A 13572-nucleotide genomic window follows, 5' to 3' on the forward strand; every position below is an offset into this window, starting at 1 on the left:
ACTGGCTTCCACTATGACTCCAAGGGCAACCTCGAGTGGGCCCAGGGGCCGGTACCGCTAGGGAAGACGACGTACACCTACGACGAGCTGGGCCGCACCCAGATCGTCACCGACGCGCGCGGCGTCCCGTCGCTTACACCTACGACAACCTCGACCGCATCCGTACCGTCACCTCGCCGAACACGGTGAAGGTCGAGTACTGGTACGACGGCGACGGGAATCCGACCCAGCGCTCGGACGGCACAGGGACGGTCAAGTACGAGTTCGACCCGCTCCAGCGCGAGACGGTCCGCCACCTCCAGGACGGCTCCCAGACCCTGCGACTACACGGCGGCAGGCAACGTCGGCTACTACCCGGACACGCAGGGACTGCGGACGCGGTCCTGTTGGGCGTCGCGCTGTACGAGGTCGCCGTCCTCCTCCGACGGAGTGGACGAGGAAGAACAACACGCCGGCCACCGCCTACGCACGCTACGCACGGTGTGTCGAGGGGCGGCCGCCTGACGTGAAATGGAGCCTGGAGGCCAAGAGGGTCTCCGCGAGTCGGCCGACGTGAGCTGCGGCTTCTCACCAGGAATTTCGACACGTATGCGACAGGGCCACCCGCGAAATCCCGGTGACAGCCGGACAGCCCCGGAACCTCCCCATGATCCTCGGGGGGATTGTCCAGGGCCGCGCTGTGTCGCGTGAAACATGCTCTGAACAGCAAAAACGCCCTCCTGGAGGGAGGGCGGAGACTTGTGCCCCCGGCAGGACTCGAACCTGCGGCCAAGCGCTTAGAAGGCGCTTGGCGGGATCACCGGCGCATGCCCTCTGGCCTCGTGTTCTTCGGCTGACGACTGCGGACGTGAGGTGCCTTCGACACGCATTCGGCAGAGGGGCGCGCGACGCGTGTCGGCTGAAGCCGCACGCCCGGGGTATCCGCCTGAACATGCTTGCTCTGATTGCCTACCGCTCGTACCACGGCGCAACGACCGTGTGGGCCTTCGTCGTTGCCATCCTCATCGTGCTGGTGGCTGGTTGGTACGTCCGACGCCGAAGGTAGTCGCGACACCCGCAGGAATGCTTCCGCGGGTCCGGCAGGCCGCTATGGACGGTTGATCGGGATCTCGTAGACGATCTCGCAGTGAGCGGCGGGCACCACGATGTCCGCCGTCTCCACGGGCCGCCCCTCGTTGCTGTAGTACGTCCGCCGGATGTGCGTGACGAGCGCGGCCTTCTGAACGCCCAGTAGCGACGCCTCCTCGGCGGTCGCCTGCCGCGGCTCCGGCTGCTCCACGGCATGGCTGACGGTGATACCGATCGCGGCCATGCGGTTCACGACACCCGCCCCGGCGTGCGGCCCTCCCTCGGAGGGGACGACGAGAGTGCCGGTCGTGAGGTCGTACGGCTCCCAACTCGTCGACAGCTGCACGGGCTGCCGTCCGCCAGGAACTCGTACGTCGTAGGGACGCACAGCTCGCCCTCGGCGATGCCCAGCCGTGCCGCGATCTCCACCGGTGCCGGCACCTTGGCGTCGGTCCGGCTCTCCCAGTCCCCTTGTCTGCCGACAGCCTTCATGTCCGCACGGAAGTGTGACCCGTTTGGCTGTTCGCGCGCCGAAGAACGGACCACCCGCATGGGCTGGCGGGGCTCGGCGACGTACGTGCCTGATCCGGCGCGGCCCTCCAGCACGCCCTGGGAGATCAGCAACTCCTGCGCCCTGAGGGCCGGTCGCAGACCGGCCCCTGTGTAGTAGCGCGTGCGCGGCCCGCGCTGACCTCACGGCCGGCAGGGCAGCGGCAGGGAGCGCAGCGGTCAGACAGGGAGGAGGGAGTCGTCCTCGGTGCGGGCACCGGGCAGTTGGTGGCGTGCGGCGATGAGGGCGGCGTCGATGTCGCGGGTGCCGGTCGATACGCACAGGGTGTAGGCGACGTCGTCCATCCGCTGGCGTGCTTCAGCGCTGCCGTTCTCGGCGTGCAGGATGCGCAGGGTCTCGTACTGCTCGATGAGGTTCTTCAGTACGGCCGGGTGTGCCATGAGCATCGGGAGTCTCCCTGGTCGCCGCTCTCTTCGCATGGGTCATACACGCACCCGTCTGCCCCAAGGCGTTTCGGCCATTCCACCCGCTTTGGGCGGGCAGCCGGGGGCGGGCCCGGGGCGGCGGTTGGTGGTACGGAGCGGGTGTGAGGTGGCTGTGGGAGCCACTCGGCGGAGGAGGGGTTGGGGCGACAGCCTCTCGGCTCTTCGCCGACGACGGACGGCGAAGAGCCCGCCCACGGGCCATGTCATCTTTGTGTCACGTGGGCGTGTCTTGCGGTTCTGGTCATGATCCTCGACACCCTGAGGACGACCCTGGTGCCCCCAGCCAGCATGAGGGCGTTGAGCAACGTGTGGCCAGCGATTGCGGGACAACCCTTTAAGGTTCGCGACCATGGGCAGAGTCGACCTTGAGCACCGCCGTCGCACGTACGCCGGCTGGATACCGCCCACCGTCGCCGCACTCCTTCACGAGCATGGCCATCACGACGTCCTGCGCCAGGCGGCCACCCACGATGACTGGTTCTGTGCCCGCAGGCTTGCCGAAACCGCTTCCGCGTCCGGCCCGGAGGGACAGGCGACGGCGCTGGCATTGCTGGAGCCGTTCGCGGCCACCGGCTGGTGGCCTGCCGTCGACACGGTCGCCGGGCTGCTCACCGAGTGGGAGCAGCACGAGGAGGCCATTGTGTTGTCTGCGCAACGCGCTGACCTGCGATGGTCGGCCCTGGGGGCTGGATTCGAGGGATCGTTGCACCACGCGGTGAGTTGATCAAGCGCGAGCAGTGTAAGCAGCTGCGGGGTGGTGACGGTGCTCTCTGGTGACCGCCGGCTGAGCAATCACCAGAAGTCACCGCCTGGCCGCGCTACTCACCCTCGGGTGACCAGGCCAGAATGAAGCCTTATGAACGACGGATCGAGCTGGCCCGTGGACAAACTGAGCGCACTCCGCCTCGGTAGAAGGCTCGTTGCGGAAGTCCCAGCGTCGCGGCCGGGCCGCCGGGCATTTGTGGACGTCCGCCCCAACAGGAGCGAGCCCGACGTCCAAGCACAGGGCGATGGATGGGTGCGCAGCGACGCTGAACGCAGCTTCCGCCTTGAGCACTGGGAGTACGACCGCGATCGCATCGACGGCTTCGACTACGACATCGGAGCAGTCCTCATCGGGTCCGCTGACGCCACGGACGAGTCCGAACTGATCACTGTGCTCCATGCATGGGGCGCCCGGCCTGGCCTCTTCGTCTACCCCTGGGAGAGCGCGGACCCCAAGTAATACGACGGAGAAGCCGTCAGCTCGTGCAGACGATCAGCTGGCGTTGCCCGACCGAGCGTCTTGCGAGGGCGACTTCCGCTGGAGCAGTCCCCGCCGAGCCATCCGGCCCGTGGTGTTGAGATGACCTGGCATGCCAGTGGCCCTGGTGAGCGAACAGCCGAACTACGCCGGCGCCGCCCGGTAGCAGCTGGAACCCGCGGTCGCCGACGCAGTACGCGCCTACGCGGCCAAGACGCGGGCCGACGCCGACCGGTTCGCCGCCGTCCTGGAAGACATCGCCGCCAACGGGCTGCCCGCGGTGGAGACCTGCACTCCGTGGGAGGAACTGCGCGAGGCCCACCTCGCCCGCCTCACCGCCCAGCGGCAGGCCGTCGCCTGATGACGATGTCGCACGGCCCGCGCCGCGCCCGCATCGCCTTCTCCGACGCAGCCGCCAAGCAGCTGGAGACCATCACCAGCGAGGCCGAACTCCACGCCCTGGACCGCGCCCTGGTCGTCATCTCCGTCGACCCCGACCTCGGCGACGCGATCCCCGGCGACACGACCGGCCCCCGGCTGCGCCAGTACACCGACGAACTCGAGGCCGTGCGCATCCTGTACTTCGTCACCGCGCTGCGCACCGTCGTGGTCGTCGCGTACATCGAGGTGTAGGGCGCCCGCTTCCTCGAGACGACCTGGACCGCTCCTCAGCACATGGTCAGCTGCTCGTGTTCGGGCAGATCGAGGTCTGTGACCCGCCCCCCCGGCATCACCGCGGCAAGCTCCCGGGCCTCTTCGGAGCTCCGTGCGAAGACGTGCAGGCGCGCCAATGCGGGTGAGGAGGCGACCAGGCTGGGGCAGGGCATTACGACTGCGTACAGGGGCCGTTGCTTCCCCAGCGCGTACACCACCACCCCGTAGGCGTACTGCGACGACATCAGCGGCTTCTCCGTGATGTCCACGCGCAGGTTCGACTCGCGCCACGCATATTCGGCGACAGCCAGCGAACAGGTCGGTTCTCTGCTGCGGCGACAGCCGACCCCACCACGTCCTTGCCGTCTCCACGGCCTGCCGCTGCCCCTCTTCCTGCTCGGCCTGCACCTGGGCGAGACGCGCATCCTCCTGTGCCTTCTCCTTCCGGGCGGCCTGCCCGCGGCACTCAGTTCGGGTCGGCGTGCCCGGCCACCACGTCGACGGCGTGGCGGCGGTGTGCGGCGAAGAGGTCGAGCGCGGTTTCGGTGTCGCGGGAGCGCAGCGCGGTCACGAGCCCGTGGTGTTCGCGCGGGATGCAGCCGAGGTACCCGTCGGTGCTGAGGTTGATCCGGGTCAGCAGGAACAAGTGGACCTGGCACCGGATGCCGTCCCAGGCGTCGGCGAGGCGCTGGTGGCCGGCGGCGGCGAAGACGGCGTCGTGGAAGGCGATGTCCAGTCGCACCATCTCGTGGGCGTCCGTTGCGTGCTTCATGACCTCGGCTGCCTTGGCAAGGGACGCGAGGTCCTCGTCCGAGGCGCGCGTGATCACTTGGCGGACAGCCAGGTCTTCCAGTGCGCCACGCAGGCTGTCGAGCTCCGCGACATCCTCAGCAGACACCGTCGTCACTGTCGTCCCGCGGTGCCACGCGCAGTGCACCAGCCCCTCGCGCTCCAGGACGCGCAGTGCTTCCCGTACCGGGCCGCGGCTGACGTCCATCGTGGCGGACAGTTCCACCTCTCGGAGCTGGGCGCCGGGGGCGTAGACCCCGCTGAAGATGGCCTCCCGGATCCGGTCTGCGACCTCGTCCGACAGGCCACGGCGGCGGGCCGGGGACACCTTGCCGTGATCACTCATGTCTGATTTGCACCTCCTCAGGCTACGTCCTAATGTTAACATCAACGTGTTGTCTCATTGTTAACATTAGGACAATAAAGCGTTGGACCCACTCTCGGAAAGGCAGGACCGTGACTGTCCTCGACTCCCCGATCCCCCGGTTCCACCTGGCCGTGCCGGTCGATGACCTGTCCGCTGCGCGTCGCTTCTACGGCGACGTGCTGGGCCTGGAGCAGGGCCGCAGCGCGGACACCTGGGTGGACTGGAATCTGCACGGCCACCAGTTCGTCACGCATCTCGCACCGGAGCGCGCGCAGCGCGTACACAACCCGGTCGACGGTCACGACGTCCCGGTGCCGCACTTCGGGGTGATCCTTTCGATCCCCGAGTTCCAAGTCCTCGCCGACCGGCTGCGTGCGGCGGGCACCGAGTTCGTCATCGAGCCCTACGTCCGCTTCGAGGGCCGGCAGGGCGAGCAGCACACGATGTTCCTCCTCGACCCGGCCGGCAACGCCCTGGAGTTCAAGGCGTTCGCCGACGACTCCCAGGTGTTCGCCGCCTGACCGGCGGACACCGCACCCCCTCTACTCACCACTCGAAAGACGGGATGAACTCATGAAGGTATTCCAGATCGGCGCGGCCGGTGGAGTCGGCCGCCGCGTCACCCAACTCCTCGCCGCTCGCGGGGACTCGGTGACCGGCATGCATCGCGGGCCCGCTCAGGGCGAGAGCGTGCGAGAGGCCGGCGGGACACCGGTGATCGGTGATCTCATCACCGATGCGGTTGACGACCTTGCGCAGAAGATGAGGGGCCATGACGCGGTGGTCTTCTCGGCCGGCGCGCACGGCACCGGCATGGACAAGACGACGCTGATCGACGGCAAGGGCCTTCAGAAGGCCGCCGACGCGGCCGTGCTTGCCGGGGTGTCGCGGTTCGTCCTGGTCTCGGTGTTCCCCGACGCGCTGCGCGGCGGCGAGGCCGGTGAGGGCTTCGAGCACTACATCAAGGTCAAGAAGAGTGCCGACGTGTACCTGACGCGCACGGATCTCGACTGGCTGATCGTCCGTCCCGGAACCCTGCTGGACACCCCCGGCAGCGGCCGGGTCACCGCCGGGTCCGCTGTCGAGTACGGCGACGTGCACCGCGACGATGTCGCCGCGTTCATCGACGCCGCCCTGCACGAGCCGCGCCTGAGCCGCGTCATCGTCGAGCTGACCTCTGGCGACACCGCCGTTGCGGACGCGGTAGCCCGCCTGGCCGCCTGAGCCCGGCGCCCCCACTCACCCCTGCATCCCCCACCGGAGAAGGACAACCACCATGACTGCGATCGATTCCTACAGCCACGGCGTCTCCGGCGAGCGCGAGTTCGGCTTCGCCCAGGCCATCAAGGTCGACCACACGATCTACCAAGCCCTGGCTGTCCGACCGCTACCTGTCCGAGGACGAGAACGGCTGGCAGCCCGTCGCCCCCAGCCCGGTCGCCTACGACGGACTTGCTGTCCCGCACGAGCTGACCGTGGACGAGATCCGGCAGCTCGTACGTGACTTCGCCGACTCCGCCCAGCGCGCACTGGCCGCCGGCTTCCAGGTCGCCGAGGTCCACGGAGCCCACGGCTACCTGATCAACTCCTTCCTCTCCCCGGTGTCCAACCACCGCACCGACGCCTACGGCGGCAGCTTCGAGAACCGCATCCGCTTCGCCCTGGAAGTCGTCGACGCCGTCCGCGCCGTGTGGCCCGAGGACCTGCCGGTCTTCTTCCGAGCCTCGGCCACCGACTGGCTGACCGAGAACCCCGAGGACACCCGCAAGGGCTGGACCGGGGACGACACCGTCCGCCTCGCGAAGGAACTCCAAGCCCGCGGCGTCGACCTGCTCGACGTATCCACCGGCGGCATGGTCCGCGACGCCAAGATCGTCGCCGGACCGAACTACCAGGTTCCCTTCGCAGACCAGGCCCACAACCAGGCCGGTATCCCTACTGCCGCCGTCGGCATCATCACCGAGCCGCAGCAGGCCGAGGACGTCATCACCAGCGGGCAAGCCGACGCGGTCTTCCTCGGCCGCGAACTGCTCCGCAACCCCTACTGGGCCCAGCACGCCGCGCTCGCACTCGACACCGAGCCGACCTGGCCCGACCAGTACGCCTACGTCGTCAAGCGCCGCAAGCGCTGACCTCCCACCCGTACAGGCCCGGCCGCCACCCGCACACCACACCGACTTCCATGGCGGCCGCCACGGCCCCCGGTGGGAGGGTGCCCGCACCATCTGGGGGACTTCCTTGTCCGCTTCCTCTTCTGTCACCGCCCGCCGTCTGGCCGCCGCAGCCCTCGCCGCGTGTGCTCTGGCCGCGGTGGCGGCGCTGCCGGCCACCGCGGCCGACCACGCCCGTCCCAGCCGCCCGGTGGTGGAGATCTCGAAGGTGCAGTACGACTCCCGGTCAATCTGGCCGCCTGGACCCTGAGGGACGAGGCCGGCCACAAGTACACCTTCGACGGCTACCGCCTGGCCGGCCGCGCCACAGTGCGTATCCACACCGGTGAGGGCGGCGACACCCGCACCGACCTCTACCAGGACCGCCGCGCCTACGTGCGGAACAACGACCACGACACCGCGACCCTGCGCAACGACCACGGCCGCTTCATCGACGACCCGTCCTGGGGCCACCGCCCCGGCGGTGGCCCCAGGACCCACCCACCCTCCTGCGGGTGAGCGCCGCCCGGTGCTATGTGCCAGCCGCGCTGACTGCGGTACCTGCTCGTAGGCGAGGTGGGTCTCAGAGCGTTGCTCGGCCGGGTCCGCGGGCTGAGTGTGACCAACTGCAGCGCGGCCAGATTGTTGCGCCACCTGTTCAGCGGACGCCCGTGAGCACGATCCCGTCGTTGTGGACAGTGTGATGGTGCGAAGCGGACATGGTGGAGGCAAGGCTCTGCACGCTAGCCCGCAACCCAGGGGCGGCGGGTTCTACGAAGGGGATCAGCCTCGTCAGGCGCTGCGACTGTGGTTGGAATCAGCAGCTGCAGCCCGTCTGGGTATCAGTCCCAGCACCCGGACCCGCGCCGGGTGTGGCGACCCCATGCTGGGGTCGATCGGGCCCCGCCGTAGCCTGCGGTCATGACTGAGGCACCGCCCCTGACCCCGTCCGAAGCCGTCGAACTGCTGCTGGCCGGCAACGAGCGCTTTGTTGCGGGCGCCCCGCAGCATCCGAACCAGGACGCCGTGCGCCGCGCCGAGACCGCACCAGGACAGCGGCCGTTCGCGGTGCTCTTCGGCTGCTCCGACTCACGCCTTGCCGCAGAGATCATCTTCGATCGGGGCCTGGGCGACCTGTTCGTGGTCCGCACCGCAGGCCACGTGGCAGGGCCCGAGGTCCTGGGCAGCATCGAGTACGGCGTGAGCGTGTTGGACTGCGCGCTCGTTGTCGTGCTGGGCCACGATTCGTGCGGCGCCGTCGCCGCCACGCGGACTGCCCTGACCGACGGCCTGGGCACCGCCATCGGATACGTACGCGACGTGATCGAACGCGTCACACCCAGCGTCCTGGCCGCCCAGGCCGCCGGACTGACCTCGGATGACGACATCATCGCCGAGCACGTACGGAACACTGTCGACCTTCTTCTGGACCGCTCCCGAATCCTCGCCGACCAGGTCAGCAGTGGGCGGACCGCCGTTGTGGGCCTGTCCTACCGGCTGGCCGACGGCAGCGCCCGTCTCGTCACCACACGCGGTCTGCCAGTCGATGCGATCGTCCCCGGCTCCACCACCTGAGCAGCGCACAACCACCGACGAAGGCTGGTGTGCCGATCGATTCAGGGATGGGCAGCGGTACGTAGCCGCGTGAACCCGCGGAAGGGGTGAACTCCCGGTCCGGTATAGGGCGTGTGTGTCTGCTCGAGGCCAGGCTGTTCTGGCTTCCGGCGGGCAGAGTCTGCCGGCGCCCGGATCGTCTTGCCCCCGTATGTGCGCCAGGCGCCCCAGCTGCGGCTACCGCCCCCGCCCCACTCCCCGCGACGACGGGGCCCCGAGGCTTGACTGCCGTTTCTGAAGAAGTGTCGCTGTCACTGCTCCTCGGCGGGAGGGGGAGTGCGCAGCGCGATCATGGCGACGTCGTCGTCGTTGTCGCTGGGTCGGACCTGGTCCAGCAGGGAGTCGCAGAAGGAGTCCAGGGGCCGGTGGGCGAGGGCGGCTGCGTGTCGGCGCAGCCGGACCAGCCCGTGGTCGATGGAGCGCTGCGGAGATTCGACCAGTCCGTCGGTGTAGAGCAGGAGTGTGGCCCGGGGCGGCAGGACGGTGAGGGCATCGGGGCGGGCTCTGGTGACTCCGGTCCCCAGCAGCATGCCGTGGGCTTCGTCAAGGTAGCGGGCCTGGCCGTCGTGGGTGACGAGCAGGGGTGGCGGGTGGCCGGCGTTGCTCCAGTGCAGGCGCCACAGGGTGTCCTCGCCCAGGGTGAGCCTGGCAAGGATCATGGTCGCCATGGGGACCTCGGCTACGTGCATCACGGCTTCGTCGAGCCGGGTGATGACCGTGCTGGGGGCGGCCTCGGGGTGGGACCAGGCGAAGGCGCGGAGCATGTTGCGGACCTGCGCCATACCGGCTGCGGCGTCAAGATCGTGTCCCACGACATCACCGATGACCAATGCGTGCGCGTGGTCGGCCAGAGCGAAGGCGTCGTACCAGTCGCCTCCCACAGAGGAGGCGTCCGGAGCGGGCACGTACCGTGCGGTCATCTCCAGTCCGGGAAGGACGGGGAGCTGGGGCAGCAGGTGGCGTTGCATGGTTTCGGCGACTTTGCGCTGGCGCTGGTACAGGCGCGCGTTGTCCAGTGCCAGTCCTGCCCGGCGGGTGAGATCCTCCAGCAGCGGAAGATCGGCAGAGGTGAAGGCGTCGTGGCGTTGTGCGCGGCCCAGGGTCAGAGCGCCCAGTACGTCGCGCAGACCGCGAATGGGAGCGATGACGGCAGAGCGCATGCCCGTCTCGGTGAACAAGCGCTGCTGCTCGACCGCGATGCCTGAATCGGGCGGGCCCTGATACGTCGCGGGACCGGCGAGGGAGGAGGCTGCGCCACGTAGGGCCCGTGACAGGGGCATCGGCGATTCCTCCGGCACGGGAGGCATCGGGCCTTGCAGGTCGTCCCGCTCGACCAAAATGCCGTCTTTATGTGTGGCTACCAGAACGCGTCGTACCTCGTCCCGTTCGGTGAGGAGGTCGAACACTGCCCAGTCGGCCAGCCGCGGCACGGTCAGGGCGGCCAGCCTGTGCAGCGCCTCGTCCACGTCCAAAGTGGAGGTGAGCTGCGTGGTCGTCTCCGCCAGCAGGGCCAGGCGATCCAGCTCCGTCAGCGGTGCGGAATGCCGGTCATCGCTGGGATCGACGTTTTCCTGCTTCGGCTCGTACAGCATCGTCAGCGCACCCGTCACCCCCGGCCCGAGCGCATATGGCGTGACCAGCCAGAACAGCAGGACCAGAGTGCCGTCCCCGCGGGCGAACCACTCGGCGTCGCCATGCGTAGTCTCCCTCGCAAGAAGCGCCTTCCTTATCGGACAGCGCGTACGCGGCATCGAGTGGCCGTGCTTGTCCCGGTGCAGCAGGTCGTGGAAATCCTGGCCGATGAGCTCCGAGGGCTTCCTGGCCACCAAACTCCGGGCTGCGCTGTTGGCTGCGACGATGAGGCCATCGTCATCGACTGCCACGGCAGACGCCTGCAGGCTTTCCAGCGCTTCGTCGAGCAGGACGCCAGAGCGCGCCAGACGCCCGGACACGGCTATACCTTCCCTGCCGGGAGCGGCGGTGTCGTCCACGTCCCTCCTCCATTCAGACACGAATTCATCCGCCTACCCAGACCGGACCACACCATGCAAACAAGGGCACGCCGCTGTGAACCGCAGCAGCATCGGCAGCGACATGCTAGTGCCGCATCAGGCAACGTTTGCCCTGCGGTTCTGGGGTGGTCACTGCCATACTCAGGGGTATGGGGAGAGCTTTGAGCCGCACCCGATCGTGGGGGCAGGGTGATCTGACCGGTGGGCTGGTCGATCAGGTTTTCGCACAGGTGCGTCAGGCTGTGCCGGGTGTGATCATCGAGCGTCTGGCGGTCACGCGCGCCAGTGACGACGACAACGTGTACTTCCTGGGCGTCGGGGCGGTCCTGGACCGCGTCCAGTTCGATAGTGGTCCGGGCGGTCAGCCGCCGTTCTTGGTCGAGGCCGATCGTCGGGTGGTGACCTCGGACGTCGCCGATGCGGTAGCGGCTGTTTCCGCGGGGCTGGGGTCAGGCAACGTTGGTTCTGGCGACGATCTTCCGTAGGTGGTTGTCGTTTGGCGTGGCGGTTTCGCCAGATGATGTAGCGGCGGATCATGCTGCCCTGCTCCTTGTGGCTGGCGTGATCGGTGCCGTCGAGGGTGAAATACCGCAGGGCGGTGAACTGGGCCTCGATGCGGTTCAGCCAGGACGAGTTCGTTGGGGTGTAGGCGATCTCGACGTTGTTGGCGTCGGCCCAGTCCGCCACCCGGCGGCACCGTTTCGTGGTCAGGTGCGGTGAGTAGTTGTCACACACGATCGCGATGCGTTTCTCGGCCGGGTGCAAGGAGCGCAGGTAGCGGCAGAACTCCAGGAACTTCGAGCGATTCTTGGTCTTCTTGAGTCCGCCCGAGCGGTCGGGAACGGATTTGCTTGAGAAAGGGCCTGTCGAGACAGTACCGCTCAGGCAAGAACGCTGTACAACACACCGGCGGCACTCACTGCTCGGGGGAGGCGCGTGGACAACCTCCCCCTGACCGGGCACCTCGGCCCCGGTGGCAGAAACGAGCGAGGGCCAGTATCCATCTATCGCGACCAGCCACAGGTGTACGCCTGTGGTCCATGCCGCGTTGTTGGTGGTCGTCAGCCGTACAGCCACTGCTGCCATGCTTTGCGGCCGGCCAAGGCGGCGACGGGAATGCCCAGTTCGGTCAGCGCGCCGGGGTACATGCGCTCGTAGGCCGTGTTGTAGGTGCTGGCGAGGGCGGCGTCGCCGAGCAGCCACGGCGCGGGGGCGTGATCGAGGTCGAGCACGGCGAAGGCGCCTTCGTAGCCGATGCGGCCGTGGAGGAGGCCGCGCTCGAGCAGGGTGTGCCAGCCGCGTCCGACGCGCTCGACCTCGGTCATGCCCTTGGCGGTGTCGATGACGGACGCAACGTCGAACCGACGGGGTGGGATGCGGGCATACAGCTTCGCGATCACCCAGGGCAGGCCCAGGATCCGAAAGAGGTGTGTGCGATGGGCGCCGCCCGTTGAGACGTTGTAGAGCGGTCCGGCCGGTCCGTTGATGACGCCGAGGGAGATTTCGGGTGCCTCGGCAAGGTGGTGGCGGAGGAACGCGGCGAGCTGCTCGGGCTTGGTGGCGAGTAGTTCGCGGGTGGCGCGGGGTATCCAGCTCGGGCCGCGAGACGCCTCGGACCGGTCGAAGTCACCCCAGACCTCATCGATGGCGTGCACGATGGCGTCGGTACGCACCCAGGCGGCGCTCTCGCTGAATGCCCAGTAGTGCTTCCGCTGGCGGTTGTAGAGGTTGAAATACGGCGACTGCGGCGCACTCGTCTGGAGCTGGGTGGTGGCCGCACGCACCCGATCACTGATCTCGTGCTCGGGCCAGGCCCACTGGAGTTGGGTGATGGCGGCGACGGTGGCATCGAGCGCGGCACGGCCGGCATCGAAGGCGCGCAGGACATCCGCCCGACCGATACCGGGTACGTCACTGTCTGTGGCGGGGGCTTCTGGCCGTTCGCCGTGCAGGGTCAGGGTGATCTGTGGGTGGTGGCGGCTGGTGGCCTCGAACGACTGCAGGGCTTGCCCGAGAGCATCCGGGGTGGCACTCCAGCCGCGCACACAAAGCCCGTCGTCGCGGTGCGCGGTCAGGGCACCGTCGCTGTGCCACGCCGCTGCCCAGGTCCCGCCGGGCCGGTCGAGGTGCATGGTCCGGCGCGCGAGGTCGGCTTCAAGTCGCTGAAGGTCGCCGCGACACCGGGCACGGGCGAGCAGGCTCGGCGCGGGGCGCAGCACACCCGCCAGAAGCTCTTCGTCGAGCGGATACTCTGCGCGCTCGCTGTGCCATTCGTGCAGGAGTTCTCGTGCCTGGGTGATGCGGTGTGCGGCCTGCTGGGTGGCGTCGCGGAGCTCGTCGCCGTCGAGGTGGCCCTCGACGGCCGCCGCCGCATGCAGGCCAGCTGCGGCCACCACCTGGTCCCACAGGTACAGCTCGCCGGTGGACTCGTGCCACAGGTAGTCCTCGCGGGCGGACGTGTCCGAGTCCTGGGCCGTGGTGAGGGACCGTGCGATCTGGGCGCGTTCGGCGGGTGGCTGGCCGCGGCCGCGGCGTACGGCGAACTGCAGCAGGGTCGAGGTGAAGCGGCGGGCGAGGTGCGTGGGCCGGGGGTGGCCGTCCTTCGTGGTGCACGTCTTCCTGCGCGAAGCCGCGCACGTGGGGCATGTCCAGTCCAGTGCGCCCCAGTCGGCCGCCACG

At 68.6% G+C, this 13572-nt stretch carries 13 protein-coding genes, 1 tRNA gene and 4 pseudogenes; 10 read left to right on the forward strand and 8 right to left on the reverse strand.

What is annotated here, in order from left to right; translation table 11 throughout:
- Positions 1 to 741 precede the first annotated feature (741 nt).
- From OG736_RS43420 to OG736_RS43430, 3 genes and pseudogenes are all read right to left on the reverse strand, one after another.
- Positions 742 to 818 (reverse strand) — tRNA-Arg (locus OG736_RS43420).
- Positions 819 to 1087: 269 nt separating this feature from the next.
- Positions 1088 to 1719, reverse strand: a pseudogene (locus OG736_RS43425) (GntR family transcriptional regulator).
- Between the two features lie 78 nt (positions 1720 to 1797).
- Positions 1798 to 2025: a DUF5133 domain-containing protein gene (locus tag OG736_RS43430; protein WP_327187388.1), complete on the reverse strand. Its 228-nt coding sequence runs from the start codon at positions 2023 to 2025 to the stop codon at positions 1798 to 1800.
- Between the two features lie 388 nt (positions 2026 to 2413).
- On the opposite strand from OG736_RS43430, the gene OG736_RS43435 reads away from it, so the two are divergent.
- The 4 genes from OG736_RS43435 to OG736_RS43450 all read left to right on the forward strand — a co-directional run bounded on the left by OG736_RS43435 (position 2414) and on the right by OG736_RS43450 (position 3940).
- On the forward strand, positions 2414 to 2788 hold the full coding sequence (locus tag OG736_RS43435) for a hypothetical protein (protein WP_327187389.1): 375 nt from the start codon (positions 2414 to 2416) through the stop codon (positions 2786 to 2788).
- 294 nt (positions 2789 to 3082) lie between these two features.
- Positions 3083 to 3289 (forward strand): hypothetical protein, encoded by a 207-nt coding sequence (locus OG736_RS43440; RefSeq protein ID WP_327187390.1) that lies wholly within the window; start codon positions 3083 to 3085, stop codon positions 3287 to 3289.
- A 187-nt stretch (positions 3290 to 3476) separates the two neighbouring features.
- Positions 3477 to 3668: a hypothetical protein gene (locus OG736_RS43445; protein WP_327187873.1), complete on the forward strand. Its 192-nt coding sequence runs from the start codon at positions 3477 to 3479 to the stop codon at positions 3666 to 3668.
- Positions 3668 to 3940 carry a hypothetical protein gene (locus OG736_RS43450; protein WP_327187391.1) on the forward strand — a complete coding sequence of 91 codons (273 nt, stop codon included), beginning with the start codon at positions 3668 to 3670 and terminating at the stop codon, positions 3938 to 3940. Before OG736_RS43445 ends, OG736_RS43450 begins: the two co-directional genes overlap by 1 nt.
- 35 nt (positions 3941 to 3975) lie before the next feature.
- Here the strand turns inward: OG736_RS43450 and OG736_RS43455 are convergent, their stop codons facing one another.
- Positions 3976 to 4230 carry a hypothetical protein gene (locus OG736_RS43455; protein WP_327187392.1) on the reverse strand — a complete coding sequence of 85 codons (255 nt, stop codon included), beginning with the start codon at positions 4228 to 4230 and terminating at the stop codon, positions 3976 to 3978.
- Between the two features lie 197 nt (positions 4231 to 4427).
- Positions 4428 to 5096, reverse strand: coding sequence for a GntR family transcriptional regulator (locus OG736_RS43460; RefSeq protein ID WP_327187393.1), 669 nt, complete (start codon positions 5094 to 5096; stop codon positions 4428 to 4430).
- A 110-nt stretch (positions 5097 to 5206) separates the two neighbouring features.
- Here OG736_RS43460 and OG736_RS43465 point away from each other — a divergent pair, with 110 nt between their 5' ends.
- From OG736_RS43465 to OG736_RS43485, 5 genes and pseudogenes are all read left to right on the forward strand, one after another.
- Positions 5207 to 5638, forward strand: coding sequence for a VOC family protein (locus OG736_RS43465; protein ID WP_327187394.1), 432 nt, complete (start codon positions 5207 to 5209; stop codon positions 5636 to 5638).
- Positions 5639 to 5690: 52 nt separating this feature from the next.
- The gene (locus tag OG736_RS43470; protein WP_327187395.1) at positions 5691 to 6341 is read left to right on the forward strand and encodes an NAD(P)H-binding protein; all 651 of its coding nucleotides are present in this window, start codon (positions 5691 to 5693) and stop codon (positions 6339 to 6341) included.
- A 143-nt stretch (positions 6342 to 6484) separates the two neighbouring features.
- Positions 6485 to 7249, forward strand: a pseudogene (locus tag OG736_RS43475) (oxidoreductase); the annotation flags it as partial.
- A 106-nt stretch (positions 7250 to 7355) separates the two neighbouring features.
- A pseudogene (locus OG736_RS43480) lies at positions 7356 to 7786 on the forward strand (lamin tail domain-containing protein).
- Positions 7787 to 8188: 402 nt separating this feature from the next.
- A complete protein-coding gene (locus OG736_RS43485) occupies positions 8189 to 8842 on the forward strand; it encodes a carbonic anhydrase (protein ID WP_327187396.1) in 654 nt (217 codons plus the stop codon).
- A 290-nt stretch (positions 8843 to 9132) separates the two neighbouring features.
- Here the strand turns inward: OG736_RS43485 and OG736_RS43490 are convergent, their stop codons facing one another.
- The gene (locus OG736_RS43490) at positions 9133 to 10872 is read right to left on the reverse strand and encodes a SpoIIE family protein phosphatase (protein WP_442817146.1); all 1740 of its coding nucleotides are present in this window, start codon (positions 10870 to 10872) and stop codon (positions 9133 to 9135) included.
- Positions 10873 to 11054: 182 nt separating this feature from the next.
- On the opposite strand from OG736_RS43490, the gene OG736_RS43495 reads away from it, so the two are divergent.
- Positions 11055 to 11378 carry a hypothetical protein gene (locus tag OG736_RS43495; RefSeq protein WP_327187397.1) on the forward strand — a complete coding sequence of 108 codons (324 nt, stop codon included), beginning with the start codon at positions 11055 to 11057 and terminating at the stop codon, positions 11376 to 11378.
- On the opposite strand, the pseudogene OG736_RS43500 reads toward OG736_RS43495, so the two are convergent.
- A pseudogene (locus tag OG736_RS43500) lies at positions 11343 to 11721 on the reverse strand (transposase); the annotation flags it as partial. The gene OG736_RS43495 and the pseudogene OG736_RS43500 overlap by 36 nt on opposite strands.
- Before the next feature lie 233 nt (positions 11722 to 11954).
- On the reverse strand, positions 11955 to 13571 hold the full coding sequence (locus OG736_RS43505) for a hypothetical protein (RefSeq protein WP_327187398.1): 1617 nt from the start codon (positions 13569 to 13571) through the stop codon (positions 11955 to 11957).
- Position 13572: the final 1 nt, after the last annotated feature.

This window comes from Streptomyces sp. NBC_01334 (assembly GCF_035983595.1).
Classification (GTDB): domain Bacteria; phylum Actinomycetota; class Actinomycetes; order Streptomycetales; family Streptomycetaceae; genus Streptomyces; species Streptomyces coriariae.